General features: G+C 39.3%; 29 protein-coding genes. 19 read left to right on the top strand and 10 right to left on the bottom strand.

Going from position 1 to position 24,526, the window contains the following annotated elements:
* Window positions 1–136: 136 nt before the first annotated feature.
* Window positions 137–757 (top strand): L-threonylcarbamoyladenylate synthase, encoded by a 621-nt coding sequence (locus KJK34_RS04785; protein WP_223052714.1) that lies wholly within the window; start codon window positions 137–139, stop codon window positions 755–757.
* Here KJK34_RS04785 and KJK34_RS04780 read toward each other — a convergent pair whose 3' ends face one another.
* Window positions 758–1,156, bottom strand: coding sequence for a winged helix-turn-helix transcriptional regulator (locus KJK34_RS04780; RefSeq protein WP_223052713.1), 399 nt, complete (start codon window positions 1,154–1,156; stop codon window positions 758–760). It lies immediately after the preceding gene.
* A gap of 114 nt (window positions 1,157–1,270) precedes the next feature.
* Here KJK34_RS04780 and KJK34_RS04775 point away from each other — a divergent pair, with 114 nt between their 5' ends.
* Window positions 1,271–2,098, top strand: a complete 828-nt coding sequence (locus KJK34_RS04775) for an SDR family oxidoreductase (RefSeq protein ID WP_223052712.1) — start codon at window positions 1,271–1,273, stop codon at window positions 2,096–2,098.
* Between the two features lie 49 nt (window positions 2,099–2,147).
* On the opposite strand, the gene KJK34_RS04770 is transcribed toward KJK34_RS04775, so the two are convergent.
* The gene (locus KJK34_RS04770) at window positions 2,148–2,561 is read right to left on the bottom strand and encodes a thiol-disulfide oxidoreductase DCC family protein (protein ID WP_223052711.1); all 414 of its coding nucleotides are present in this window, start codon (window positions 2,559–2,561) and stop codon (window positions 2,148–2,150) included.
* A gap of 3 nt (window positions 2,562–2,564) precedes the next feature.
* Window positions 2,565–4,733 (bottom strand): endonuclease MutS2, encoded by a 2,169-nt coding sequence (locus KJK34_RS04765; RefSeq protein ID WP_223052710.1) that lies wholly within the window; start codon window positions 4,731–4,733, stop codon window positions 2,565–2,567.
* A 132-nt stretch (window positions 4,734–4,865) separates the two neighbouring features.
* On the opposite strand from KJK34_RS04765, the gene KJK34_RS04760 reads away from it, so the two are divergent.
* On the top strand, window positions 4,866–5,531 hold the full coding sequence (locus tag KJK34_RS04760; RefSeq protein ID WP_223052709.1) for a uracil-DNA glycosylase: 666 nt from the start codon (window positions 4,866–4,868) through the stop codon (window positions 5,529–5,531).
* Window positions 5,532–5,648: 117 nt separating this feature from the next.
* On the opposite strand, the gene KJK34_RS04755 is transcribed toward KJK34_RS04760, so the two are convergent.
* The 5 genes from KJK34_RS04755 to KJK34_RS04735 form a co-directional block, all read right to left on the bottom strand.
* Complete coding sequence (locus KJK34_RS04755; RefSeq protein WP_223052708.1) at window positions 5,649–6,581, bottom strand: transglutaminase domain-containing protein; 933 nt, start codon at window positions 6,579–6,581, stop codon at window positions 5,649–5,651.
* A 28-nt stretch (window positions 6,582–6,609) separates the two neighbouring features.
* Window positions 6,610–7,455: a substrate-binding domain-containing protein gene (locus KJK34_RS04750; RefSeq protein WP_223052707.1), complete on the bottom strand. Its 846-nt coding sequence runs from the start codon at window positions 7,453–7,455 to the stop codon at window positions 6,610–6,612.
* A gap of 6 nt (window positions 7,456–7,461) precedes the next feature.
* Window positions 7,462–8,334 (bottom strand): nucleoside phosphorylase, encoded by an 873-nt coding sequence (locus tag KJK34_RS04745; protein ID WP_223052706.1) that lies wholly within the window; start codon window positions 8,332–8,334, stop codon window positions 7,462–7,464.
* 27 nt (window positions 8,335–8,361) lie between these two features.
* Complete coding sequence (locus KJK34_RS04740; protein ID WP_223052705.1) at window positions 8,362–8,715, bottom strand: translation initiation factor; 354 nt, start codon at window positions 8,713–8,715, stop codon at window positions 8,362–8,364.
* Between the two features lie 75 nt (window positions 8,716–8,790).
* Window positions 8,791–9,741 carry an isopenicillin N synthase family dioxygenase gene (locus tag KJK34_RS04735; protein ID WP_223052704.1) on the bottom strand — a complete coding sequence of 317 codons (951 nt, stop codon included), beginning with the start codon at window positions 9,739–9,741 and terminating at the stop codon, window positions 8,791–8,793.
* Window positions 9,742–9,953: 212 nt separating this feature from the next.
* On the opposite strand from KJK34_RS04735, the gene KJK34_RS04730 reads away from it, so the two are divergent.
* Window positions 9,954–12,818 (top strand): BspA family leucine-rich repeat surface protein, encoded by a 2,865-nt coding sequence (locus KJK34_RS04730; RefSeq protein WP_223052703.1) that lies wholly within the window; start codon window positions 9,954–9,956, stop codon window positions 12,816–12,818.
* Between the two features lie 74 nt (window positions 12,819–12,892).
* On the opposite strand, the gene KJK34_RS04725 is transcribed toward KJK34_RS04730, so the two are convergent.
* Together KJK34_RS04725 and KJK34_RS04720 are read right to left on the bottom strand one after the other, a co-directional pair.
* Window positions 12,893–13,492 (bottom strand): 3'-5' exonuclease, encoded by a 600-nt coding sequence (locus KJK34_RS04725; RefSeq protein WP_223052702.1) that lies wholly within the window; start codon window positions 13,490–13,492, stop codon window positions 12,893–12,895.
* Window position 13,493: 1 nt separating this feature from the next.
* Complete coding sequence (locus KJK34_RS04720) at window positions 13,494–15,413, bottom strand: DUF294 nucleotidyltransferase-like domain-containing protein (protein WP_223052701.1); 1,920 nt, start codon at window positions 15,411–15,413, stop codon at window positions 13,494–13,496.
* Window positions 15,414–15,560: 147 nt separating this feature from the next.
* Here KJK34_RS04720 and KJK34_RS04715 point away from each other — a divergent pair, with 147 nt between their 5' ends.
* The 15 genes from KJK34_RS04715 to KJK34_RS04645 all read left to right on the top strand — a co-directional run bounded on the left by KJK34_RS04715 (window position 15,561) and on the right by KJK34_RS04645 (window position 24,524).
* The gene (locus KJK34_RS04715; RefSeq protein WP_223052700.1) at window positions 15,561–16,070 is read left to right on the top strand and encodes a DUF2911 domain-containing protein; all 510 of its coding nucleotides are present in this window, start codon (window positions 15,561–15,563) and stop codon (window positions 16,068–16,070) included.
* A gap of 79 nt (window positions 16,071–16,149) precedes the next feature.
* The gene (locus tag KJK34_RS04710; protein WP_223052699.1) at window positions 16,150–17,424 is read left to right on the top strand and encodes a protein rep; all 1,275 of its coding nucleotides are present in this window, start codon (window positions 16,150–16,152) and stop codon (window positions 17,422–17,424) included.
* Window positions 17,408–17,761 carry a hypothetical protein gene (locus tag KJK34_RS04705; RefSeq protein WP_223052698.1) on the top strand — a complete coding sequence of 118 codons (354 nt, stop codon included), beginning with the start codon at window positions 17,408–17,410 and terminating at the stop codon, window positions 17,759–17,761. Before KJK34_RS04710 ends, KJK34_RS04705 begins: the two co-directional genes overlap by 17 nt.
* A 216-nt stretch (window positions 17,762–17,977) precedes the next feature.
* Window positions 17,978–18,274, top strand: a complete 297-nt coding sequence (locus KJK34_RS04700) for a hypothetical protein (protein ID WP_223052697.1) — start codon at window positions 17,978–17,980, stop codon at window positions 18,272–18,274.
* A gap of 157 nt (window positions 18,275–18,431) precedes the next feature.
* The gene (locus KJK34_RS04695; protein WP_223052696.1) at window positions 18,432–18,569 is read left to right on the top strand and encodes a helix-turn-helix transcriptional regulator; all 138 of its coding nucleotides are present in this window, start codon (window positions 18,432–18,434) and stop codon (window positions 18,567–18,569) included.
* A 285-nt stretch (window positions 18,570–18,854) separates the two neighbouring features.
* A complete protein-coding gene (locus tag KJK34_RS04690; protein ID WP_223052695.1) occupies window positions 18,855–19,412 on the top strand; it encodes a hypothetical protein in 558 nt (185 codons plus the stop codon).
* Window position 19,413: 1 nt separating this feature from the next.
* Complete coding sequence (locus tag KJK34_RS04685; protein ID WP_223052694.1) at window positions 19,414–20,076, top strand: hypothetical protein; 663 nt, start codon at window positions 19,414–19,416, stop codon at window positions 20,074–20,076.
* Between the two features lie 98 nt (window positions 20,077–20,174).
* Window positions 20,175–20,714 carry a hypothetical protein gene (locus tag KJK34_RS04680; protein WP_223052693.1) on the top strand — a complete coding sequence of 180 codons (540 nt, stop codon included), beginning with the start codon at window positions 20,175–20,177 and terminating at the stop codon, window positions 20,712–20,714.
* Window position 20,715: 1 nt separating this feature from the next.
* A complete protein-coding gene (locus KJK34_RS04675; protein WP_223052692.1) occupies window positions 20,716–20,889 on the top strand; it encodes a hypothetical protein in 174 nt (57 codons plus the stop codon).
* Entirely contained in the window at window positions 20,852–21,037 is a 186-nt protein-coding gene (locus tag KJK34_RS04670) for a hypothetical protein (RefSeq protein ID WP_223052691.1), read from the top strand. The genes KJK34_RS04675 and KJK34_RS04670 overlap by 38 nt, the downstream gene beginning before the upstream one ends.
* Window positions 21,009–21,647, top strand: coding sequence for a hypothetical protein (locus tag KJK34_RS04665; protein WP_223052690.1), 639 nt, complete (start codon window positions 21,009–21,011; stop codon window positions 21,645–21,647). Before KJK34_RS04670 ends, KJK34_RS04665 begins: the two co-directional genes overlap by 29 nt.
* Before the next feature lie 151 nt (window positions 21,648–21,798).
* Window positions 21,799–22,317: a hypothetical protein gene (locus KJK34_RS04660; RefSeq protein ID WP_223052689.1), complete on the top strand. Its 519-nt coding sequence runs from the start codon at window positions 21,799–21,801 to the stop codon at window positions 22,315–22,317.
* Window positions 22,318–22,752: 435 nt separating this feature from the next.
* The gene (locus KJK34_RS04655; protein WP_223052688.1) at window positions 22,753–22,992 is read left to right on the top strand and encodes a hypothetical protein; all 240 of its coding nucleotides are present in this window, start codon (window positions 22,753–22,755) and stop codon (window positions 22,990–22,992) included.
* Between the two features lie 282 nt (window positions 22,993–23,274).
* Entirely contained in the window at window positions 23,275–23,703 is a 429-nt protein-coding gene (locus tag KJK34_RS04650; RefSeq protein WP_223052687.1) for an RrF2 family transcriptional regulator, read from the top strand.
* A 185-nt stretch (window positions 23,704–23,888) separates the two neighbouring features.
* Window positions 23,889–24,524 (top strand): DUF2490 domain-containing protein, encoded by a 636-nt coding sequence (locus KJK34_RS04645; protein WP_223052686.1) that lies wholly within the window; start codon window positions 23,889–23,891, stop codon window positions 24,522–24,524.
* Window positions 24,525–24,526 lie beyond the last annotated feature (2 nt).

Genomic DNA, 24,526 nt, shown 5'->3' with positions numbered 1-24,526 from the left:
AAGGTATTTAAATTAAAGCAGATGCTCAGGCTGATTAACAGTATTTAGCTAATTTTTAGAACTTAATTAAGCTTTTGGCTTTTGAATGTTTTAAATAAAAAGCCTTAACTTTAAACTTTGGAATTAACTAAACCTCATGGCACAATTTATTAAGATATACCCGGAAAACCCTAATGAACGTGAGATAGCAAAAATCATAAAGATTTTACGTGACGGCGGGGTTATTATTTATCCTACCGATACCGTGTACGGATTAGGTTGTGATATAACCAATACAAAAGCACTGGAACGTATTGCGAGGATAAAAGGGATAAAGCTTGATAAGGCTAACTTTTCTTTTGTGTGTTATGACCTTAGTAACCTTTCTGATTATGTAAAGCAGATAGATACCAGTACGTTCAAAATTTTAAAACGTTCTTTACCGGGTCCCTATACATTTATATTGCCGGGTAACAACAACCTGCCAAAAGAATTTAAAAAGAAGAACACCGTTGGTATAAGGGTGCCTGATAACAACATTGCGCGTGAAATTGTAAGGCAACTGGGCAACCCCATAGTATCGACTTCAATACACGATGATGACGAGGTACTGGAATATTCTACCGACCCGGAGCTTATTTTTGAGAAATGGCAAAACCTTGTAGATGCAGTTATAGATGGTGGTTATGGCGATAACACCCCGTCAACTATTATAGACCTTTCGGGCGAGGAACCGGTTCTGGTAAGGGAAGGTAAAGGCGACCCTGATATAATTTAATTACTGCGCCTTTCTGTTCTTTATAATAGCGGCACTGTTTTGCTCTGCCCAGCCGCCAAGCTGTACCAGTTGCTCCAGCAGGCTAAACCCAAGAGGGGTAAGGTTATATTCTACCCGGGGCGGTACTTCAGGAAACACCTTTCGCTCTACCAGCCCGTCGGTTTCAAGGTTACGCAGTGTAACTGTCAGCATCCGTTGCGATACATCTCCAATAAGTCTCTTAATTTCATTAAACCGCAACGTTCCATAGCCGCCAAGTGCGTAAATGGTTAGCATACTCCACTTATCACTTATGCGTGCAATAATATCCCTTACCGGGCATATACCATTACGGGTTTCATTAGCTTTCCAAAAAATATCCTGAAATTTTTTTTGCTCTTTAAAGGCAGTATTTTCCATAATAGTTACTTTGGTGTTACTATGTTATGCTGCTGTGCCTTCTTGCACAGGCAACAGTTACTTTTTAATTTTGAGTTACCAAAAGTAACTATTAATATTAAAAAGTAATACAGTATGGCTAAAATTTTAGTAACCGGCGCTACCGGTACAATAGGCAAATTAGTGGTAAAACACCTCGAAAATCTTGGTGCAGATTACCTTTCGGGAACACGAAACCCAAAAGGAGGGAAAGATGTGTACTTTGATTATAATGACCCGTCGTCATTTAAAAACGCTACTGAAGGAGTAGATACCGCTTTTGTACTTGGGCCACCGTTAGTACTGGGGCTTGATGCGGTATTAACGCCTTTTTTAGATTTTCTTAAAGAAAAAGGTATTTTAAGGGTGGTATATTTCTCTGCCTATAAAGGAGACAAAATGCAGGGGCTGGATTTTCATCCTAAGCTTGAGCAAAAGCTGAAAGATGATGGTTTTGATTATACCATACTGCGCCCTACATTCTTTGCTCAGAATTTTAAAAACTATGAAGGAGATAATATAACTCAGCGCGATATTATTTTTATGCCTGCCGGCGACGGAAAAGCGTCATTTATTGATGCTGATAATATTGCCGAAGTCGCTGCCATTGCTTTAACACAGCCAGGACATTCGGGAAAAGTGTATGAGCTTACAGGGCCTGAAAGCGTTTCGTATCATGATGTTGCCAAACTGCTGACAGAAATTACAGGACGCACCATCAGCTATCCTAATCCTTCGCCTGAACAGTTTAAATCGGTGCTTACAGAATCAGGTGCACCGGAATTTATTGCTGATTATCTTATCAGTGTTTACGGTACTATAGCAGCAAATAATGTTGACAGTATCACTGATGATTATAAAAAGATAACAGGTAAAGAACCTACACCTATCAAAAAGGTATTAGAGCAGGATTTTGCCCAATAAGCAATTTCCTAAACTAAAAGCGCAGGAAAATATCCTGCGCTTTTATATATTATAAAAACTTAGCACGCATTTCAGGTGTGGGTATCATGCATTCGTCTTTTTTTCCATACCACTTATAGCGGTTGCGGGCAACATAGTCATAAACAACATTTGTGAGCGACGAAGGCAAAACAGAGAAAGCACTTAAAAATGAATATATACCGCCCAGCTCTTTGGCAATCTTCATGGCGGCTTCTGCTTTATAGTAATAAGCTTTACCGGGTTCGTATAAAACTATAGAATCTGTTTTAGAAGTGTCTAAACCTATATAATCCGTTATTTCTTTACCCAGATCTGACTGCAATGGCACAAAGCGGAAAACATCCTTTTTGTCGTGTTTTATAACAAACTGAACAGTGCTGTCGCACAGGTTGCAGACACCATCAAACAGTATGATCTTTTTGTCTTTAGGCAGCTTTTCCATAACTTACTTTTTTACAGCTTCAACAAGCTCAAGTGATTCAAGGTCAACTTTAGAGGTAAAAATACCATAGTTTACAGTAGCTTTGTTTTTCTCTATAGCATCGAGTGTACCTACGGCTTTACCATCGGTCATACGCACCCTGTCGCCAATTTTTAGTATTGCCTTTGGCTTCTCAACAGGCTTTTCCTTTAGCTTTTTTTCCTTCTTTTCTTTGCGGATAGCTTCAACCTTTTCCTGCACTTCAGCCACTATCTGCTTTTGCTGGGTTTCTTTGATTTTCTTCTCTTTCGGGGCTAATTTTTTCCGCTTAGAGTTTTCTATCTCAACCATTTTCAGGAATTCACCTATAAGTTCCTTTTTATTCTTATTATTAAAGTATTTTTCGCTTATATCATCCAGTTTTTGCCCGATATAGATAAGCCTTTGGTTAGCATCATACAGTTCCTGATAGCTTTCAAGCTTTTGCTGTATCCTGCTGTTTATGCCTTCCATCTTTTTACTTTCTTCACGTGCCTTAGTTTCCTCTTCTTTTAATATCTGGGATGTTTTTTCCAGCTTAGAGCGTTCTTTTTGCAGGGTGGCAATGGTTTTATCAAAACGCACTTTGCCTTTTTCTATTTTCTTTTTAGCCCTGTTTATCAAGCCATAAGGAATGCCATTCTTTTGTGCTACTTCAAATGTAAACGAGCTTCCCGCCTGGCCGAGTATCAGCTTATACATAGGCTCTAACGACTTTTCATCAAAAAGCATATTGGCATTGGTGGCAAACGGTAATTCGTTAGCCAGCATTTTAAGGTTAGTATAGTGCGTAGTGATAATGCCAAATGCCTCACGGTGGTAAAACTCTTCCAGGAAAGTCTCTGCAAGGGCGCCTCCAAGTTCTGGGTCAGAACCGGTACCGAATTCATCTATCAGGAACAGGGTTTTGTCATTGCACTTCCTTAAAAAGTAATTCATGTTCTTAAGTCTGTAGCTGTAGGTACTCAGGTGGTTCTCTATAGACTGGTTATCACCAATATCCGTTAATATCCTGTCGAACAAAAATGTTTCACTACGTTCATGAACGGGTATCAACAGCCCACACTGAAGCATTAGCTGCAACAAGCCAATTGTTTTCAGTGTGATACTTTTCCCCCCGGCATTAGGGCCTGATATTACTATAATACGGTTTTCCTGTGTCAGCTCTATCGTCTGCGGATAGGTAGTTTCCTGCTTGCGCTTGTTGTTAAGGTACAGGATAGGGTGGTAGGCATCCCTGAAAAACAGCCGCTTTTCATCAGTAATTTTTGGTAAAAGCCCGTTTATCCTGCGGGCATATTTTGCCTTACCTGCCGTTACATCTATATCGGTTAAAAATTGCTGATAGTCCTGTAGCAACGGTACATAAGGGCGAAGAATACTGCTGAGGGTTTTTAGTATATGCTTTATCTCTTCTTTTTCCTCATACTCAAGGTTGTTAAGCTCACGCGAATATTTAAGGGTAGCCTCAGGCTCAATATAAGCAATGCTGCCTGTTTTAGAGCTGCCCAATATAGATCCTTTTACCTTTCGGCGATACATGGCAAGCACTGCCAGTACCCTGCGGTTCTCTACAACCGTTTCTTTAATATCATCAAGATAACCCAAACCGTTGTAGTGGCTTAGTGCAGAAGCAAAACTCTGGTTTATCCTGCCTTTAACCTCGTTCATCTGCCTGCGGATAATTTGCAGGTCGGGCGATGCATCATCTTTTATTTCGCCGTATTTATCAACAACCTTTTCAATACTTTTTACAATTTCTTTGGTATATTCTACCTGTGTCGATCTTTTATACAAGGTAGGGTAGTAGTCGCTGAATTTTTCGAGGAACTTTATAAGTGTATTTGTAGTTTCTGATAACGATGCAATTTTACCGAATGCGGGAGCTTCAAGGTAACTATCCTCTATGGAGAGAAACTTAATTTCGTTATTAACAGGCTCAAACCCGTGGTTGGGCAGCGCATTGTTATTATCGTATGACGAAACGTATTCTGATGTCTGGTACAGCGATTCGAGCAGCGTTTCCCTGTCTTTAAAAGGAGCTATGCTTAATGCCTGCTCTTTTCCGGGCTCGGTTACGCAGGCAGCCGAAACCGCCTCCAGCACCGTGTTGAACTCTAAATCCTGTAATGTTTTTTCTGTGATACTAATCATTCTTTAGCCTAAGCAAATTCTATGCAAAAATACTACATAATAGGGCTTGCTGTACTTTTGGCAGCCAAAGTTTAAGAACTGCCTAACGTTTGGTAATAACCCTAATGGTTATATTTGCACAAACTACCTGTTATGGATGTAAATATTAATGCTTCCTGGAAAAATATACTGGAAGAAGAGTTTAACAAACCTTACTTTAAGCAGCTTATAGATTTTGTAAAAAAAGAATATACAACACATACCTGCTACCCTAAGGGAAGCCGCATTTTTGCTGCTTTTGACCATTGCCCTTTTGACAAGACAGAGGTTGTTATAATCGGGCAGGACCCATACCACGGGCCGGGGCAGGCTAACGGCCTGTGCTTTTCGGTTAATGATGGTGTGCCGATGCCGCCTTCTTTGATTAATATTTTCAGGGAGATACAGGATGACCTGGGCAAGCCTTTTCCGCCGACAGGCAACCTTGAACGCTGGGCCGACCAAGGCGTGCTGCTGCTTAATGCCACACTGACAGTAAGGCAGGGCGAGGCAGGCAGCCATCAGGGCAAAGGGTGGGAAACCTTTACTGATGCAGTAATTCAAAAAATATCAGATAATAAAAAAGATATTGTGTTTATGCTTTGGGGCGGGTATGCCAAGAAAAAGGGTGCACGTGTTGATGCTACAAAACATAAGGTTTTACTTTCCGGACACCCTTCGCCGCTAAGTGCCAATAAAGGGCACTGGTTTGGAAACAGGCATTTCAGCCTTGCTAACGAATTTCTGCATGCAAAAGGTAAAAAGGCGATAGAATGGTAAGGCTTCGGCATTCAATCTTTAAAGTTTAATGTTCAAAGTTTAGGAGTCGGGTTTCAGGTTTCAGGTTCCAAAATGTGCTATTCTGAATTCCATTTCTAAAAATCTGACAGCTAAAAGCTAATTAAGCGTTAGCGCGCCCAATATCTCTTCGCTCATAAAAGGCCCGCCGGGATAAGAGGCTGTATAGTCAAGGTTTAGCCAAACCTGCCCGTGTTCGTCTATATGGTAATGTATTTCTTTACCACGGCTCTCATCAGGAAATAAAACCTCTTTAATCAGGTAGTTAGCCTCTTCAAGGTCAGCCATGTCACCCACAAGCATTTCAGGATACAAATGCCCACCCGTATGGATAATACGTGGCGTGCCTCCAATAGCCCTTATAGAAGCCGCCATCAGGATAGCGTGGTCATCACAGTCGCCTGAAAAGTGTTCTAAAGATTCGCTCGCATAGGCTATGTACTCCCGTCCTTTGGGGTCGTTCACATAATTCCATTTATCGCGAATTTCTTTAAATACCGCAAAACACTGTATCATCTTGCGCTGGTCGTGATGCCCTTTTACCTCTTTAAAAAATTTGGTTGTTGCAGAGAGGGCAAAGTTCCGTACCGCAGGGGTATTGTAATCAACAGCATCCACTATTTCAGATTTATTGGGAAAGGGCAGGAGTTTCGATATAATGATATCCTGAGGATTAGGGTCTTCAGACATGGTATATATCATGGCCTGATAATCCTCAAAAACCGACCTGAAGCCATAATCACCAAATGCTGAACCGTATAGCAATGCCAGCAAGTACAGAACAAGGCAGATTATAATTATGGTTTTCAGCATCCGCAAAACGAGCTGTAAGATAATAAGCAACGACAAAAAAATAAGCACTCTGTCTAAATGCAGCGGCCACTCGGGGTCTATAAGGTTTTGGTGTAATATAATAAAAACAGGGATGGATATAAGTATGTTAAGCGCCAATATGATAATGGAATCCCAAGGCTTCTTAACCTGAAGCTTTTCTTTGATAGCATTATACGTGATTTTTTCCGTTTTTATCATTTGGTTTTAGCGCAAAACCGGGTTTGGTTTATCCTGTTGCTTGTTCGAAATCTGCTTTTACTTCTATAACGCCAAGTGCTGACAGTTCGTTTTGTACTTTATTAAAAGTTTGCCTGTCAAGTTTATCCTGAGACCATTCGGTAAGCTGCAGCCATTCGGCAATATCTTCCTCTTTCTGGTTATAGCGTTTGGCAAGCAGGTTTGTAATGGCAGGACGGCTTTTAAAGTTGGCGGTACATGAATTTATAATATCTAAAACTGTTCCAATAATAGCCGCATCGGCACTTAAAACTTCATTACGCACCGCAATTACAAAGCATGGCCATGGAGTGGGGCAGTCGCCTACACGCCTGAAGATACCTTTATCTACAATGGGCATAGTCATAAAGCGTTCCCACATAAAATAATCGGCTTTGCCTGCTGTAAGTGCTTCAACAGCGCCATCAAGCGTATTAATAACTTCAAATTGCAGGTTATCTGTAGGCCATGCCTGTATCTTAGCATTTACTATGGCCATTAAGTGCGAACCCGAACCGTAGCGGCTTATGGCTACTTTTGTATCTTTCAAATCTGCTATATTCTTGTAAGGTGATCCGGCTGCCACATGGATGCCCCATATTAGCGGAGAAGACACATATACCTGAACAATTTTACTGTCATTTCCTGCTACAATATCTTTAATTATCCCTTCGGTAAGTATAACGGCAATATCTGTTTCGCCATCGCGCAGCATCTGGCAAAGCTTACCTGTACCTTCAGGAACATCAGTCCAGGCGAGGTCTATACCCTGAGCCTTGAAATCTCCATTCTCTATACATAAATGCCAGGGTAGGTTAAAATGCTCCGGAACCCCGGCTATTTTAATTTTTTTCATCTCTGTTTATATTTTGGCAATTCTTTCCAGCGCATATGTAATCAGCCCATTTACAGCTGCATAAGGGTCTGTACTAAATGTTCCTAATGCCCTGTTTGCAATAATGGCATTTAACGATACTGCATTATGCCCCAACAGTGCCGAAAGCCCATATATGGCTGCCGTTTCCATCTCAAGATTGGTAATAGCTATCTCGTCGTAGCTGAAACTGTCCATCTTGTTATTCAGTTCGCTATCGCGGATATCAAGCCTTAAAACACGCCCCTGCGGGCCATAAAAGCCGCCTGCTGTAGCAGTGAAACCTTTCCTCATTATATCGCTCTCAATAGCCTGTAAAAGCTTCTCTCCGGCTTTCACCACATAAGGCCTGCCTTTGCGCATATCCCAACCTGTATGGGCTATAAAGGCATCTTCAATAGCTGTGTCTGTTACTTTATCAACCGTATAGGATTGTATCATATTGTCTAAACCCAATCCGTACTGGCTCATAACAAAACTGTTAACCGGTATATCAGGCTGTAAAGCTCCGGATGTTCCTATTCTTATTATATTTAAAGAAGTTAGTTCCTGTTTTGGCGTGCGTGTGTTCAGGTCAATATTAACAAGTGCATCAAGCTCATTCATAACAATATCTATGTTGTCAGGACCGATACCTGTAGATATTACACTTATTCGCTTACCTTTATAAATTCCGGTTTGGGTTTTAAATTCACGCTTCTGTGTACTGAATTCCACCACATCAAAATGGCGGGTTATTTTTTCGACCCTGTCCTGGTCGCCCACAAAAATTATATTTTCTGCTATATTTTCCGGGCGCAGGTTAAGGTGGTAAACACTGCCGTCAGGATTTAAAATAAGCTCAGATTCTTTTATTTGCATTTGGTTAAGTTCTGGTTTGGTTAATAATCAGCCGCCAACGCGCTTTACTTTGTAGCCTTCTTTTATAAGATAATCCATTACCTTATCCCGAAAATTTCCCTGTATGATGATCTCCCCATCTTTAGCAGAGCCGCCAACACCACAAAGTGTTTTCAGTTTTTTTGCAAGTGCTTTTAAATCATCGTCAGATCCTTCAAAGCCTTTTATAACAGTAGCTATTTTGCCGCCACGGTTCTTTTTATCAAGGTGCGCTTCAAGCCGTTGCTCATTATTTTGCAGGGTTTCCTGCTGCTCTTCATTATTATCAAACTCAAAATCTTTGTTGGTAGAAAATACAAAGCCACCCAAATCTGCAAGGCTGTTGGTTTTATTTTTTGCCATGGTTACATCTGTTTAAACAAAAAAGCATCAGGCTATACATAAACCTGATGCCTATTAACGCTATAAAATTAACGATTATTTTTTGATTAATCCTAAATCTACAAGGCGTTCGTGCAGGAATTCGCCCGCTGTAATATCTTCATATTGCTTAGGATTTTCTGCATCAATACAGTTTTCGAGGCAGTTAAGCTTCATTTCACTAACCGGGTGCATAAAAAACGGTATAGAATAGCGTGAAGTTCCCCAAAGCTCCCTTGGCGGGTTAACCACCTGATGGATGGTACTTTTAAGTTTATTGTTAGTGTGGCGGCTAAGCATATCGCCTACATTTATAACAATCTCATCAGGCTCCGCAATGGCATCTATCCATTCGCCGTTGTGGTTTTGCACCTGCAGTCCACGGCCTTGTGCACCCATAAGCAGGGTTATAAGGTTAATATCACCGTGTGCTGCTGCACGCACTGCATTTTCAGGCTCGTGGGTAATAGGGGGGTAGTGTATTGGGCGTAATATACTGTTGCCTTCGGCTACATATTTATCAAAATAAAACTCGTCAAGACCAAGGTATAATGACAACGCTCTTAGTACGTAAACACCTGTTTTCTCCAGCATTTTATAGGCTTCCTTTCCAACTTCATTAAATTTGGGTAGCTCTTTTACTTCAACATTTTCAGGATATTCACCTGCATATCGTGAGCCTTCTTTAAGATACTGTCCAAAATGCCAAAATTCTTTTAAATCACCCTCTTTACGGCCTTTTGCATGCTCTTTACCGAAAGAAACATAACCCCGTTGCCCGCCAATACCGGGTATTTCATATTGTTCTTTTACCTCAAGCGGCAGGCTAAAGAAGTTTTTGACTTCTTCGTAAAGATCATCAACTAAGCGGTCATCAAGAAAATGCCCTTTTAATGCAACAAAACCTATATCTTCATAGGCCTTTCCGATTTCATTTACAAATTTTTGTTTGCGTTCCGGGTCATCCGAAAGGAAATCACGCAGGTCAACACTTGGAATGTTTTGCATAATTTTAAAAAATGTTAATAACTTATTAAAGCAAAAAGCTTTATAAATACAAACATAACCATATTTTTTGGTTTGAAACATGATTACTTATCAACAAATCAATAATATAGATAATCACGTTAATAACAATTTAATTACCTTAAATTTATTATTTAAATACAGAATACAGTATTAAATACTTATTTTTATAGATTGTATTAAAATCCTTACTTATGAAAAAGAACTACTTATTCTTTATTTTTTGTTTGATCACACATTTTGCCAGCGCACAGGAGCCTTTTATTGGTAAGTGGAATGTTGGCGCAGGCAACCTGAGCCTTACTTTTGGGATAATTGAAGATGACAATATACCGGATAGTTATACAATTGATTTTGGAGATGGCACCGTTCTAACCAATCAATCAGGTACCATTACCCATCTTTATGCCAGTCCCGGTATTTATTATGTGAGTATATCGGGAGAATTTAGCCGTATTAAATTAAATGTGTCAAGTCTTACCGCGGCCAGGTTATATTCTATAGAGCAGTGGGGTGACGTGCAGTGGACAAGCATGCAAAGTGCATTTGAAGGTTGTGATGCATTGAACATCAATGCAACAGACACTCCTGATTTAAGTTTGGTTACAAATATGAGCAGAATGTTTATGAATGCAGCTGCATTAAATGCATCCATAAACGATTGGGATGTATCTAATGTTACCGATATGCAATATATGTTTTACGGAGCTACGGCTTTTAACAAACCATTAAATAACTGGGATGTATCTAACGTTACTAATATGCGTTACATGTTCTATAATGCAGATTCCTTTAATCAACCGATAGGTAATTGGGATGTATCTAATGTCAGTGATATGAGTGGCATGTTTTGTTCTGCAGAATCCTTTAATCAACCGATAGGTGAGTGGAATGTATCTGGCGTTACAAATATGATTAACATATTCTATGATGCATCTGCCTTTAATCAATATATAGGTGATTGGGATGTATCTGGCGTTACTAATATGTTTAGGATGTTTAGTGCTGCCGTATCATTTAATCAATCAATAAATAATTGGAATGTGTCAAGTGTTACAAGTCTTCAAATGACTTTTGCTGGAGCATCTTCTTTTAATCAGCCACTTAATAACTGGGATGTATCTAATGTAGAAAATTTTATTTCGACGTTCGCGGGCGCAAGTTCTTTTAACCAGCCATTGGATGAATGGGATGTATCCGGAGCTACTAATATGAGTAGCATGTTTTTTAATGCATCTGCCTTTAATCAACCGATAGGTAATTGGGATGTCTCAAACGTTACCAATATGGATACTATGCTTGACTCTGCAACTTCATTTAACCAACCTTTAAACAATTGGAATATATCAAATGTAACAAATCTTCAAAGGATTTTTAATGGAGCAACTTCTTTTAATCAGCCGCTGGATAATTGGGATGTATCTAATGTTACTTATATGGTAAGGGCATTTAAAAACGCTTCTTCCTTTAATCAGGACCTTTCAAGCTGGGATTTTCAACAGGGAAATATATTTGGACCTGATGGCCATTTTGCCGGTTACAGCGGTTTAGATACTGCTAATTATGATGCATTATTAACGCGTTTTGCAGTTTTAGGTTTAGAAAATATGACACTTAGGTCAGAAAATTTAGAATATTGTTCTTCACTGCAGTTAAGGAATTATTTGATTAATGAAAAAGGATGGGATATTACTATGGACAGCCTGAGTGAAGACTGCGAGGTTAATACTTTATCAGGCACAATTACTTTTGACAATGATGCAAATGGTTGTGATGAAAACGATATTCCAACAATTAATTTTTTAATTAAGGCTACTAATGAAGATGGTAGTTATGCGGCTATAAGCAATTCTCAGGGCGAATATGTAATGAATGTTTTTGAAGGTTCTTATGATGTTGCTGTTGTTAATATTCCTGATTACTTCGAGGTTAGTCCTATTAGCACAAATGTAAACTTTACAGGTAGTAATAATACTGAAACAGTAAACTTTTGTGTTACTGCAACAGAAAGTATAGAGGACTTAAATATTACTATTTTACCAATTAATGAAGCACGCCCGGGGTTTAATGCCAATTATCAATTGATTATTGAGAATATGGGAACACACACTGTAGCCAATGCGACTGTTACATTATCTTTTGATGAAGCATTACAAACATTTGTTTCGGCAACACCTGCCGCAACTTCAGCAACAGCTAACCAGCTGACTTTTGCTATTGATAATATATTGCCGTTCCAGAGCAGGGCTATAGCATTTACAATGCTAACGTTTACCCCGCCTACTGTTAATGGTGGTGAAATAGCCGAATTTACTGCCACTGTTACACCCGATGCCAATGATAACACACCTGATGATAACACCTTTACTTTAGAGCAGGAGATTGTAAACTCTTATGACCCTAATGATAAGAGAGTAGTGCAGGGCGAGACAATATTTATAGAACAGGCTGATGAATATTTAGATTACATAATCAGGTTCCAGAACACCGGTACGGCAAGTGCTATTTTTGTGAGGATTGAAGACGAACTGCACCCTAACCTTGACTGGACAACCTTCAGGCCGATAAGTGCCAGCCATGATTACCGTGTAGAAATTACCGACGGTAACCTTGTAGAATTTATTTTTGATGATATAAACCTGCCTCATGAAGCTGCCGACGCTCCCGGAAGTAATGGTTTTATAGCGTATAAAATTAAACCGGTTGCGGATATACAGATTGGTGATGTTATGAGTGGCGATGCCAGGATATATTTTGACTATAACCTGCCAATTATTACCAATATAGCATCTACAGAGGTTGTACCGCCTCTTGGTATAGATGCGGTGGATAGTAATAATATTGTTATTTATCCAAACCCGGTTGGCGATGTACTAACAATACAGCCAAACGGGACTGAAGTAACAGGTGCTGTTATTTATAACCTGCAGGGCGGTAAAGTACTTCAGCTTGATAAGGTTGTAAACAGTATAGATACATCCAGCCTCAACTCAGGTGTATATATCTTATCATTAAGTACAGCAAAAGGTACATCTCAATACAGATTGATTAAAAAGTAAAATGTATTGTAATTAACTATAAAAGCCCTGTTTAGCGGGGCTTTTATTTTTTAAGTGGATATTTGATGCGGTTTTTATAGATTAATTCCCAGTTTTTTCTTCAGCTTTAAAAATATCAGAGCATTTCTATATGCATTACCAGAGGCAGTGTGCCTGTCTCCTTTACTTATTTTTAAAGCATCACACATTTCGTCGGTAGTGGCATGATAATCTTCAGGAAGCTCTTTCCATTTTTGATATAGCACATTAATATCCATGAAGCTGTTTTTTAACCTGCCCAGTTCAAGGCGCTTTAATGCCTGGTTAAGCATTTCTATATCAAGGTTACTGTTATGGCTTACTAATATGGCATCGCCGGCAAATTTTAAAAAGCGTATAATGGCTTCCGCCTCTACAACTTTTTCTGCCGAGAGGTGCAACTTTGCATTGTAGCCTTCATTATTTAAATCTGTCTTTATCTGCGTTTCAAAAAAGTCATTTATAGCTATAGCATTACCTGTTATCCCAAGTGCCCCTATAGAATGTATAACATCTTCCTTAACATCAGTACCTGAAGTTTCAAGGTCAAACACCACATAACGTTTTTCTGCTCCTGCCTTTTCTTCGGCATCAAACAGGGCACTATAATTTTTCCAGAATTGCGGAATGTTTCCGCCGGTAATCCAGTCGAGCATTTTATTTTAAATAGGTGAGTGAAAAACGGTTCTTTATTATATCCTGAATATCAGCTATAGGTTGAAAACTGTTTTTAAGTTTTACTTTATCTGATTTTGATAACATGTTTAAATCTAGATACTTACCATCGTTGTTATTAATCAACCCTTCTTCTGTCCTGAAGCGCATGAGCAGGTTGTAAGCCTCTGCACATTCTTCATATAAAGCTGCGTGCTTTTCTTCCGTTTCGGCTAGTTTTTTAAATCTCTGGTAGGTATTTGTTATTTCGGTTATATTATGGCTTAAAGCCAACAGGCGTGCAGCATCTGTTAAAGGTTCTAATGCGCGGTTCTTAATATTAAAATTATCTTTATGCTCACCATCATTTTCAACAAGAAACTGCCTGAAAAAGCCTAAAGGTGGTGGATTTCTTAGTGTATCGGCTGCCAGATAAGCAAAGAACTTCTTGTTGCCTTTTGTGCCTGTCCTTATATTTTCTTTAAGGGCATCTTCTATTTCGGGAACTCCGTATACAAAATCAAAATCAAAAAATATGGCGTTATTTTCAATTTCTTTTTCTGCGGGGTTTTTAATCCATTCATTGTACTGCTTTAGCCAGTCGGTTAACGATTTGCACCATTTAGGGTTAGAAGCTACAATTTTATTGGCAGAATACTGATAACCCACTTTTTCCAGCATATCATTAACAAGTTCTGCCAACTCTGTAAAATAAGTTTTTACCTGTTCATGATTTTCAGGCGCTACATCTTCAAAAATAAGTGCGTTGTTTTGGTCGGTAAGTAATAACTGTTCCCTGCGGCCCTGGCTGCCAACATTCATCCATGAAAAGCGGGCAGGGGGGGTAGTGCCAGTTTTTTCTACTGCCAGTTCTATGGCCCTGCGGATAATGGCAATATTTATTTCGGCAACTATGTTGGTTATATACGATACTGGGATGTTTTTATCGATAGAGTTTTGTATAAGCTCTGTAAGCTTTTCACGTACGTGCTTTAAATCTTTCCCGTTTACAGCCCTGCGTGATTGTTTTAGCAGTACGCCCGGGGTATTAGACTGTGCCGCAACAACATCATGTTCAGAAATAATTCCGCTTACCGGCGCGTTATCTGTACCGTCTCGTGTAACGCAAAGGTGGGTAACATTATGGCGCATCATCATCATTTGTGCTTCTGCAACAGATATATTTTCGGGAACGGTAATAACAGGGGAGGTCATAACCTCTTTTGCGGCAGCGTCTATCGGCAGCAGCCCTGTTGCAATTTTTGTGCGTAAATCCCAGTCGGTAATAATCCCCACAGGCATTTGATCTTCCTGAATGATTACGCTGCCTACAGCGCTGTTAGACATAGTTTTAGCAATAAATTTTACTAAATCGTCAGGGTTTGCAGTAATTGGATTTTTAGTATAACGGATAGGCTGAAAATATTGTATATCGGCAGCCTGCTCGTTATAAATTGTGTTTTCGGCAATTAGCTTACCAGTATTTATTTTATCGTAAGGGTTACGTGTTTGTGAGGCAAAGCTCTGTAACAGGAAGTTTAAAACTGCCTTATTTTCTGAGACAAACGGCTGAAATGCACCTATGGGTACAGCATATACAAGAGCTTCTTCGCGGGCACGGGCCGTTAGCAAATAGTCATTCCTGGCAAAAAAAGGCCTTAAACCTAATATGTCGCCTTCATCACATTTATCTACAAGCATTTCTTCTGCATCAGAAGTAAGTGAAAGCCCGATTGCACCGTCTTTCACCACATAAAAATCGGAATGTGTTGCATCACCGCCCTTAAAAAGTACCTGGTTCTTTTCAAGATATATGATTTTTGACTGTGAGGCAATAGAAGTCAGTTCTCCGTAAGAAAGGCTGCTGAACGGCGGAAAACGCTTTAAAAAATCGGCAACTTGTTCTGCAACAAGGTTTCTCATACTATTTAATTATTGAAATAAAAGTACTATAAAATATGAACCGATAAAAGAAAATGCTTACAGTAAATATTTAAAGGTATGTTAAAATTAGTACGATAAATTATTGCTAACTTTATTTTTACAAAATAACAATCAAATAAACATTTTATGAAAAAACTACTTAAAGTTACCATTGTGGCAGTTATGCTTATCATAGCCGGTAACGTAAATGCCCAGGAAAAAAAGCCTGCAAGCCCCGCTGAGAAGGCTACAGGAACTATAAATGGTTCAACCATCACTATTAACTACAGTAGCCCGTCAGTAAAAGGAAGAGAGATATGGGGAGCGTTAGTACCATACGGAAAAGTATGGCGTGCCGGCGCAAATGATGCTACAACTTTTACAACAACAAAAGATATTATGGTTGAAGGCAAAAAACTGCCTGCCGGTACGTATTCCTTTTTTGTAATTCCGGAAAAAGATGCAGCTACTATAATTTTTAATAAGGAAGCAAAACAATGGGGTGCTTATAAATATGATGAATCTAAAGATAAGATTCGTGTAAAAGTGAAGCCTAAAAAGTCGGCTACCATGAACGAACGCCTTGTTTATAAAGTTAACAACAATAATATAACATTAAGCTGGGAGAACTGGGATATACCAGTTATGATTAAATAATTTAGTAAGCCGTACAGAATAGTGCGGCTTAGATTTTTCACTTTTTATTTTACATAATATAAATTATAGTGCATCTGAAATGGCACAATTTTTTGATAATCAGTACTTTGGCAGTAATCGTTATAAGTTGGCGCAGCCTCTTGATATAGATACGGATTTGGTCGGCGGCAACGGCGACAAACAAAGCCGTATCTATCCCGGTAACGTTATGCATCCGGAGGATTTAAGTTCAGTTTATAAAACACTTATGCACCGGATGAGAAATATTGCCAAGACAAACTATACGTTAAAAGAGGCGTTGGACAAACGCCGTCCCCGTATACAGTTTTGCGGTTATGTCATAAACGGCAATACGAATAACCCAATTTCACTTTGTCGCTCAAAATCGGACAGCCTTTTTTTTAACGGCGTTGCCAACTGTGGCGGATTTTGGCGCTGCCCCGTCTGCGCCTTAAAAATCAGTGAAGCGAAAAAAGAATTATTGTCCGGGCTAATCCAGCAACATCAGGAACGCGGTTACTCAATAGGGTTTTTAACGCTAACTATCCGCCATAGTTTTCGCATTATGCTCAAGGCTTCACTTGATAAGCTATTGCGCAACTATCGGTCATTCATGGACAATAAACCAAATCGAGCCTTTAAGAAATCCCTTTCGTTTATAGGTCAAGTGAAAACCCTTGAAATAACTTACGGTTCAAACGGCTGGCACCCGCATTTGCATTTACTTTTCTTCTATAAATCGGATAGCCTCCCGGCTATTCGCCAATTTCAGAGAAAATTCATATCATCTTGGGCAAAGTATAAAGATAATAACGGCAAAGTTAGCGCACAAAATCAGCAGGTTCTAACGCGCGATATAAGCGATTATGTTGCCAAGTATGATATTACATCAGAAATGACCAAAGGCAGCATTAAAGGCAGTAAGGGCTTAACTCCGTTTACGGCTTTAGCGAAACTGGCACTAAACAATTACGAAACTATAGAGGAACGCAATAAGCTGTACGGCATTTATGCCCATTATGTTGAAGCTACACAAGGCAAGCACTTCGTTAACATCTCCCGGGAACTCCGTAAGGAGTACGCAGAATTCTTGGAAAATCACGACAAAACCGATGATGAGATTGTAAACAATGTTGAAATAGATGAAATCCTGCTTAAAATATCTGTTGAAGTATGGCGTAAAATCGCTAAAAATGATTTACAACCCCTCATCCTGAATAAGTTTAAACACGGCGGATTAGATGCCGTTTACAGCCTCTTAACGTACTTCCGCGACTTCAAAACCCTTGAGGTAGAAATAGACAAAAACGATTATCCATTATTAACATTCTCTGACTATGAACGAACCGTTTGAAATCATTGGCATTATTGAAGATGCTACAAAGGTGTTAAATCCTTACGCCCCGGATGCGCGCCCCCGCGCGCTCCCCTCTTTTCAATGTGAAAGCTGCGGAAATTGTGAACCGGACTTTTATATAGAGGCAGGTAAAAAGCCTGTCGGGTTCTGTCTCCGGTTTAAAGAAACAACCCCGCTTGACCAGTCTAACCCGGCGTGTTGGACTTCTGAACGCTCAACGCATTACAAGGATATCGCTATTAAGGAAAATGACCGCAAACGCGCTGCACATTTCAAAAATAAAAAGAAAGCAGAAGACTTAAAATTAGATTTTGACCAACTAACACTTTTTTAAAATGGCTAATGATGTAAACATTGTATTCAGTCCGAACGTGCCGGAAGATTACAACAACAGAAAACGCTTTTTGGTTTCAAAGAATACTTTAGACAAGTATATAACCAAAGAAAACGCAAATAACGCGCTACAACGCATTAAGTTTATGCAAACGAACAAGATTACCTTAAAGTACAGAAAGTACGGCAAATTGGAAATTTACTTAAAATAACTCTCATGGCTACCAAACAAAAACGTTCTATATGTAAACTATGTGGAGTTAAGACTGTGCAGTCTAAAATGCTTCTTCACTCCGATAGTTGGTATCATGCAAAGTGTCATTCTGAATTGGTTTTAAGTTCCGGGGGTGGTGAGTGTCTTACCGAACTCGTTGATAAATTAAAAAAGTGTCCGTATCATAAATTGGTTGCTGAAAAATTCAGTACTCCATTTTGGATTGAAATCAGAGAAAAATATCCTATTACGTTTGAACATAAAATATTTGTAGAGTATGGGCTTGTACCGTCTGTTTAAAAAAATACTGATAGTTTATGTAATCCTATCAGCCATTACAACAGCTTATTTAATATATCTCTGTTGTAACATTTAAGGCGGGGCGAACTCTGACCCTCTCCCCGCCTATCACTCAACATTAATAATTCACATTATGCAATATTCTCAATATCATGTAATGACTTCAAAAGAAGTATCTGCGCTTATGGGCGTAACTGTAAGGACAGCCCAACGCTATTTAAAAAATATCAAAGATTTAAACGGCATTCCCAAAGTGACTTTCAAACATTATGCCGAATATTTCGGTATAAACTAAAAACGACAAAAAGCGACAAAAAAACCAGCTTACGACAATACCGCCAACCCCGGTTATAGCATGGTATATATTTGTTTCATAGATGTTTAACTAATAATTAAAAACAAAATGAAACTTTATCCAGCCAAAACAGGCGTAACGCAAACCGGGGTTCTGTCCACAGGTAAGGCAGTCTCTACGATTATGATTACAACTGATGTTGCATTCAAGGAATTGAATACGGAAAAAATTAACATTCAGTTGGAGCGTGCGAATGCCAATTCGCATGAATTTACACAGGGTTTTATGTCCCTAAAAGATATTGCTTTGCTCACAAACATTGATGATGAGGCTATACTTTCAGATGATGAGGGTAGCACTGTCATTATGATAGAGCTTGCAAAAATGGGTGCAATTCTTATGATGCCCGGAGATACTTTAAAGGTTGAACTTAGCGGTCTTGTGGTTGGCAATAACTACGCTGTTAATGCCATTGAAGATACTGTTGTCGGTGGTTCTCCTCTTTTAAAGTTTGAAACCAAAACTATGAAGCGTGACGATACCGATGTCGATTTTTTTCTGAACGGTTACACTCATCTTTTGATTGATGATATACCGGAGGTAGAGCAGTACCAGTTGACTGGTGCTAATGGCAATGTCGCAAAATTTGAGCCTGAAGAGTTGCGCGCTATTGTTCGTCAAATGGATGTTTTGCAGATTGTTCAGCCTGATGGAACTGCATATGTTGAGCCTGCTAAAATCAGTCTTCCTATTTCTCCCGGTGGTTTTACAATTTATAACAGGATAAACATCCGTAAGGCGCAATCAGGTATAGTAAATCTTACATTAAGGAGGGAGGTGTAATATGGGCTTTTCATTAGGTAAAATAACAAAAGCAATATCAGGCGCAACGAAAACTGTTGCCGGGCTTGCCGATAAATATGGTGGTATGGTTCCCGGTATGGGCGAACTAATAAAGGAGCAAGCCGGAAATAACAGCAAGTTAGCTGATTTGGTTGGTGGTATCGGAAATGCTGTAAAAACTGTAACTGGTTCAACTCCTTGGGCTGTCTTTCAATACACTGACGGTAAAATCCGACCTTTTCCTCTTTCTATGGCTCAAGGCTTCGTCTCAAAGGGTTTAGGTACGATAATCTTTACAGGCACTCCTGCTGAAATAGCGCAATATAAAACAGGCGGTAATATGCCGAATGCTACACCTGTTAACGCTTCTTATGCTGCAAACGGTATGCCTACAAAGGGTGGAATACAAACCGGGAACGCTACCCTTGACGGTATAATAAACGGTACTCTTGGCGGTGCTGCTATCGGCTTAGGTACTGCCATCGGTGGTACTGCTGTTGGCAATAACGTTGTAAATCAGTCCGGTTGGCAAGCCTTTAAAACCTGGGTAAACAATAACAAGGTGCTTGTAATTGGTGCTGTTGTACTCGTTGGTGGCGCAATATGGGTAATCGTTAAAAAACCATTTTCGCGCGGTGGCAAAGGAAAATTCGCAAACAGATAAAATAGGGTGCTTGCTGTTTGTTGTGGTTGTGCTTGATACTATCACTATCATTTTAAGCAAGTTAACAGAAATCAAACAATTAATAATACAATTAATCTATGGGGTTCAATAACAACTCTCGCGGTAATTTCCGAAGTGGTGGAAATTCGCGCCGTTCTTCCGGCAGAAACAATTACAGCCGAAACAACAATTATAATAATCGTGGTGGCTATCAGCAACAGCAATACCAGCAACAGCAACCTGAAGTAAAGCGCACTTGGGCGGTGTATACCGAACTTAAAAACGGTGGAGGTGCTTATATAGTAAACGCTTTTAAGGTAACGAAGCAGGGACTTATTAAGTTCACGGTAAAACCTTACAAGGCAACTTGGTTGACTCCTCCCGAACTTAAAAAAGATGGTTCTTACTCTGCGGGTGTTCCGGGCGAAATTATCAGCAAAAAAGGCAACAAGTTTCATAAGATGATTTGCATAGTGGAATATCCTATGGGCGCGCCTGAAACCTTGCCGTGTCTTTTATCCCTTGAAACGGGTAAAATAGTGCTTGAAACCAAAGGCTTGGTTATCTCTCCAAATGGCGACGGTTATACTGCCAAAGGTAAACACGTAACGGGTTCTGTAACTACTTTTTACAATTAATATGAAAGAAATAATAAAACTCGTGCTTACCCTTGGCATTCCTGAACTGGGTAAGTACCTCCGCGAACGCCGGGCAAGGCGTAAGGAACGGCGCGCCGAACGTGCTGAATATCAGGAAATGTTAAAACGATTGTCTAATGAAAATACTGAAGCAAATGAAAATGCCAAGTCTTAAAGGTTTTAATATCCTTAAAACCCTGCAAAATGTCCGCTATTGGGGGCAAGTCGTCCAAGCTGCGCTTGATACGCTCGAGTTTGGTCTTGACAGGTTCAGTAAAATAAACAAACCGGGTCATGTCAACAGTACCGAAAATCAGCAGTAAATTCATTGATAAGCTGTCGCACGCTGAAATACAAAAAGTAATTGAAGTCTGCAAAGCTGTCAATATTGACCAACCAAATTGGCTTTTGGCGGTCATGTTCTTTGAAACCGCTCGTACCTTTAGCCCGTCAATCAGGAACGGTATCGGCTCTGTCGGCCTTATCCAGTTCACACGTGATAAAAAGGGTGTTGAATACAAAACCATTGCAGGCCGTAAGTACTATTTAGATGAGTTGGCGCAAATGTCGTTCATAGAACAAATGGATGTGGTTAAAGCCTATCTGAAACAGGCTTTGCGCACAAAACCTAAAAGTTTTGTAGATGTTTACCTTTCGGTGTTCTTCCCGGTTGCCCAGGGCAAAAGTGATGATTATGTTTTCCAAACTTCCGGTTTATCGGCTGAACTGATAGCCAAACAAAACCCAATTTTTGACCGGAATAAGGATAAAAAAATCCTTAAAAAAGAGGTTGAGGATTACTTTAGGGAGGTCTATAACAAATGGGGCTTTGATTTTGATAACGAAATCAAGGGCGGTAGTAAAACCCCTGCATACGCTATAATCGCTGTTTTTTTTTACTCGGTCTTGGCTATGTATTCCGCGATAAGTTAAAACGATTACTAACAAAAAAATAATAATTAAAATCATGAAAGATAAGATTGTAAACTTCGCTACAAAATACGCATTTCCTTTAACGGTTCTTGCTGCAATTGGACTTGTGTCTGTTGTTAAAATGATTATCAACCGTGTAAAGAAGTAAAACATGGCAGCAATTAATCTACAAAACAGCCCTATTAATATAGGGCTTTTGTTTAAGGGCGTTTTACTCCTGTTGGGTATATTGATACTCATCCCGGTTTATAAACTCATTAGAAAGCAGTTATGGAGTGCTGACGAGCAAGCTGAAGAGCATATGAAAGATGAGTGGTTAGAGGGTGCTATGGACCCGCTTGTACGTGATGAGATGTGGACGGCTAAACTTAACGAAATCCCGGCAAATTTAAAGCATCACACTAACGAACAGTTAATGAGTGCTGCACGTGGGATAATCGCCGGGCTTCGTGTTAATGAGTGGGATAGTCGTAAATGGTGGGACTTTTGGACTGGCTCAACTGAAGATGAGAAAATGATATTTGAAATCTTAGTCGAATTTGGCAACGATATTGAGGCTTTGAAACACTTGTATTATATCGGTACACGCATGCGCGACTTATCGCGCGACTTGCATCAATATTGCGCCAGTGAAGTCGTTAAACTGAAAGAGTTAGGATATAACATTTAAACCGGATATTATGCCATATTCACAAGGAATAATTTACTTGAACACAAAACGCAAAATCTGTCACATAGCTACGGACAACAGTCAAATAGTATTCCCGGAGCGCGGTTTTTTGCTTGGCTATTATGAGGGTACAAATAGTGTCCCCTCCGATTGGATACAAGGCTTTTTCACGCCTTTGGAGCAGTTTTTTTGTAGTCATTCAATAACGGATTATTCGTTACTCAATGACAGCGATTTTACCCGGAATGAGGGCGAAATATTACAACTACCGTAAACTCTTTTAAAAAACTAAAAAGTGTCCATGCCCGGTTCTGTCTTTATTCGGTGTCCGGTCTTTGATTAACTTTTTATTAACAAGTGTAAAATATGAAAAATAAAGTATTATATTCGTACCGTTAAGGTAGGTGTTAGCGCACCTTGAATAAAATTCATCATATGGCAACGCACAGAGTTAAACAGGCTGTCGCTAAGGTTGTATATAGCAACCGCATATTCAACAACGGTAAAAATTATATTTGGATAAGAATAAGCCGTGCTTACCTCTCTACACTCGAAAAGTATTGGAGGTCTAAGCATGGCTTTCATTATATGAAAATATATTCTTTTGACCGGAAAAATAGAATTGTAGGGCGGCAAATAGGTTACATAACCTTAAAAGGTTCTGCATTAGAATAGCACTCCCCTACTTTCTAACCCGCGCTCAACCGCGTTAGCGTAATAACGCCTGCGGTAATTTGATACTTGAAATATTGTTTAATAAAAAAATCCGGCTCAAACGGTGTTAGCGCACCTTGCCGGATTGGTTTTTAAAATTCATCATGGCAAATATACAAAAAAATACTAATCATACTATAAATTATAATTCATTTATAATTATTTCCTATTTTACAATATATTTTATTTTTTGTGCCCGGGCTCTAATAATCCTATATTTGTAAAATAAGCGCTTAAACAGTAATGTTATCTAAAAAAACGAAGTACGCCATAAATGCACTGGTATATATTGCAAGGAATACAGATTCATGGCCTGTATCGGTAAGCCGTATTTCTGAAGACCAGAAAATCTCATTAAAATTTTTAGAGTCAATTTTGAGTGAGCTTAAAAACGCCAAGATTCTAAAAAGTAAAAAAGGTAAATATGGCGGCTATATTTTAAACGGTACACCAGAGGAAATTAATATGGCTACAGTCCTGCGTCTATTTGACGGCGCAATTGGCCTACTGCCGTGTGTTACATATGAATATTATGAACGTTGTGAAGAGTGTGTTGATGAGGAAACCTGCGGTATACGACAGGTAGCTATGGAAATAAGGAACGAAACAGTAAAACGTCTTAAAAAAGCCACGTTAGCCAACATAATTGAACGCGAAACCAAAAAAGAATAATTTTTTTAAATTTATATCATACTTATTTGGTAGGAATAATAGGTGTTATATATTTGCATCCTGTTAGAAAACTGTAATAAGTGAAAAAAACTACGCTTCTCAAAGTTGCTTTGCTAGTTATTAGCACATTAAGATTTACTAATGTTACTGCACAAAAAAACATTGAAACGCAAAGCCTATTATGGATGCGCTATCACTTAACACTAAAATTTAACGACAATTACCAGCTACGGCAGGAAATTGAAGAAAGGACATACTGGTTCCCCTGGCGGCAACACCAGTTTGTAGCCCGCACCAATCTTGAAAGAAAATTAGGCAAAGGCTGGAATACAGCATTAGGCTTTACGTATTTTGTACACTCGTTGCCTCATGACCCTAATGTAGAAGATTATACAAACCAGACAGAGTTAAGGCCGCAGTTTGAGTTTGCTTACCTGCAAAAATTAAATGATAAGTTGAACCTGCATCACAGATACCGCGATGAATTCCGCTTTTTTGAGCAGCCGGACGGTTCTTTTAAATATACCAACAACCGCTTTCGTTACAAACTTGAACTCCAGTACTCCCCTTCCGCTAAAATAGCCTTAAAAGCCTTTGATGAAATACACCTTAATATCGGCAACGAAATAGTAAATAATGTATTTGACCAGAACCGTTACGGCGGTGGTATCAGGTATATGCCATTAAAGAATTTTGGTGTTGAACTTGACTATATGAACTGGTTTCAGCAAAGGCAGTCGGGTGTAGATTTTTATAATCGTCACATCGTCAGGTTCACAATCAATCATATAATAGACTTCAGCAAACCAAATAACCAGTAAAC

This window comes from Flavobacterium coralii (assembly GCF_019891545.1).
GTDB classification, from domain to species: Bacteria; Bacteroidota; Bacteroidia; order Flavobacteriales; family Flavobacteriaceae; genus Flavobacterium; species Flavobacterium coralii.
The sequence above is the reverse complement of the archived record's forward strand: the minus strand, read 5'-3'. Positions and strand labels throughout refer to the sequence as shown.

Excerpts from the sequence above, each read along its gene's own strand:
- KJK34_RS04730 (WP_223052703.1), top strand. The coding sequence starts at position 9,954 with ATGAAAAAGAACTACTTATTCTTTATTTTTTGTTTGATCACACATTTT.
- KJK34_RS04695 (WP_223052696.1), top strand. The coding sequence starts at position 18,432 with ATGACTTCAAAAGAAGTATCTGCGCTTATGGGCGTAACTGTAAGGACA.
- KJK34_RS04735 (WP_223052704.1), bottom strand. The coding sequence starts at position 9,741 with ATGCAAAACATTCCAAGTGTTGACCTGCGTGATTTCCTTTCGGATGAC.
- KJK34_RS04700 (WP_223052697.1), top strand. The coding sequence starts at position 17,978 with ATGGCTACCAAACAAAAACGTTCTATATGTAAACTATGTGGAGTTAAG.
- KJK34_RS04780 (WP_223052713.1), bottom strand. The coding sequence starts at position 1,156 with ATGGAAAATACTGCCTTTAAAGAGCAAAAAAAATTTCAGGATATTTTT.
- KJK34_RS04745 (WP_223052706.1), bottom strand. The coding sequence starts at position 8,334 with ATGCAAATAAAAGAATCTGAGCTTATTTTAAATCCTGACGGCAGTGTT.
- KJK34_RS04685 (WP_223052694.1), top strand. The coding sequence starts at position 19,414 with ATGGGCTTTTCATTAGGTAAAATAACAAAAGCAATATCAGGCGCAACG.
- KJK34_RS04645 (WP_223052686.1), top strand. The coding sequence starts at position 23,889 with ATGCGCTATCACTTAACACTAAAATTTAACGACAATTACCAGCTACGG.
- KJK34_RS04720 (WP_223052701.1), bottom strand. The coding sequence starts at position 15,413 with ATGAGAAACCTTGTTGCAGAACAAGTTGCCGATTTTTTAAAGCGTTTT.
- KJK34_RS04650 (WP_223052687.1), top strand. The coding sequence starts at position 23,275 with ATGTTATCTAAAAAAACGAAGTACGCCATAAATGCACTGGTATATATT.
- KJK34_RS04785 (WP_223052714.1), top strand. The coding sequence starts at position 137 with ATGGCACAATTTATTAAGATATACCCGGAAAACCCTAATGAACGTGAG.
- KJK34_RS04655 (WP_223052688.1), top strand. The coding sequence starts at position 22,753 with ATGGCAACGCACAGAGTTAAACAGGCTGTCGCTAAGGTTGTATATAGC.
- KJK34_RS04660 (WP_223052689.1), top strand. The coding sequence starts at position 21,799 with ATGGCAGCAATTAATCTACAAAACAGCCCTATTAATATAGGGCTTTTG.
- KJK34_RS04665 (WP_223052690.1), top strand. The coding sequence starts at position 21,009 with ATGTCAACAGTACCGAAAATCAGCAGTAAATTCATTGATAAGCTGTCG.
- KJK34_RS04715 (WP_223052700.1), top strand. The coding sequence starts at position 15,561 with ATGAAAAAACTACTTAAAGTTACCATTGTGGCAGTTATGCTTATCATA.
- KJK34_RS04680 (WP_223052693.1), top strand. The coding sequence starts at position 20,175 with ATGGGGTTCAATAACAACTCTCGCGGTAATTTCCGAAGTGGTGGAAAT.
- KJK34_RS04770 (WP_223052711.1), bottom strand. The coding sequence starts at position 2,561 with ATGGAAAAGCTGCCTAAAGACAAAAAGATCATACTGTTTGATGGTGTC.
- KJK34_RS04710 (WP_223052699.1), top strand. The coding sequence starts at position 16,150 with ATGGCACAATTTTTTGATAATCAGTACTTTGGCAGTAATCGTTATAAG.
- KJK34_RS04740 (WP_223052705.1), bottom strand. The coding sequence starts at position 8,715 with ATGGCAAAAAATAAAACCAACAGCCTTGCAGATTTGGGTGGCTTTGTA.
- KJK34_RS04760 (WP_223052709.1), top strand. The coding sequence starts at position 4,866 with ATGGATGTAAATATTAATGCTTCCTGGAAAAATATACTGGAAGAAGAG.
- KJK34_RS04670 (WP_223052691.1), top strand. The coding sequence starts at position 20,852 with ATGAAAATACTGAAGCAAATGAAAATGCCAAGTCTTAAAGGTTTTAAT.
- KJK34_RS04725 (WP_223052702.1), bottom strand. The coding sequence starts at position 13,492 with ATGCTCGACTGGATTACCGGCGGAAACATTCCGCAATTCTGGAAAAAT.
- KJK34_RS04775 (WP_223052712.1), top strand. The coding sequence starts at position 1,271 with ATGGCTAAAATTTTAGTAACCGGCGCTACCGGTACAATAGGCAAATTA.
- KJK34_RS04755 (WP_223052708.1), bottom strand. The coding sequence starts at position 6,581 with ATGATAAAAACGGAAAAAATCACGTATAATGCTATCAAAGAAAAGCTT.
- KJK34_RS04705 (WP_223052698.1), top strand. The coding sequence starts at position 17,408 with ATGAACGAACCGTTTGAAATCATTGGCATTATTGAAGATGCTACAAAG.
- KJK34_RS04675 (WP_223052692.1), top strand. The coding sequence starts at position 20,716 with ATGAAAGAAATAATAAAACTCGTGCTTACCCTTGGCATTCCTGAACTG.
- KJK34_RS04765 (WP_223052710.1), bottom strand. The coding sequence starts at position 4,733 with ATGATTAGTATCACAGAAAAAACATTACAGGATTTAGAGTTCAACACG.
- KJK34_RS04690 (WP_223052695.1), top strand. The coding sequence starts at position 18,855 with ATGTCCCTAAAAGATATTGCTTTGCTCACAAACATTGATGATGAGGCT.
- KJK34_RS04750 (WP_223052707.1), bottom strand. The coding sequence starts at position 7,455 with ATGAAAAAAATTAAAATAGCCGGGGTTCCGGAGCATTTTAACCTACCC.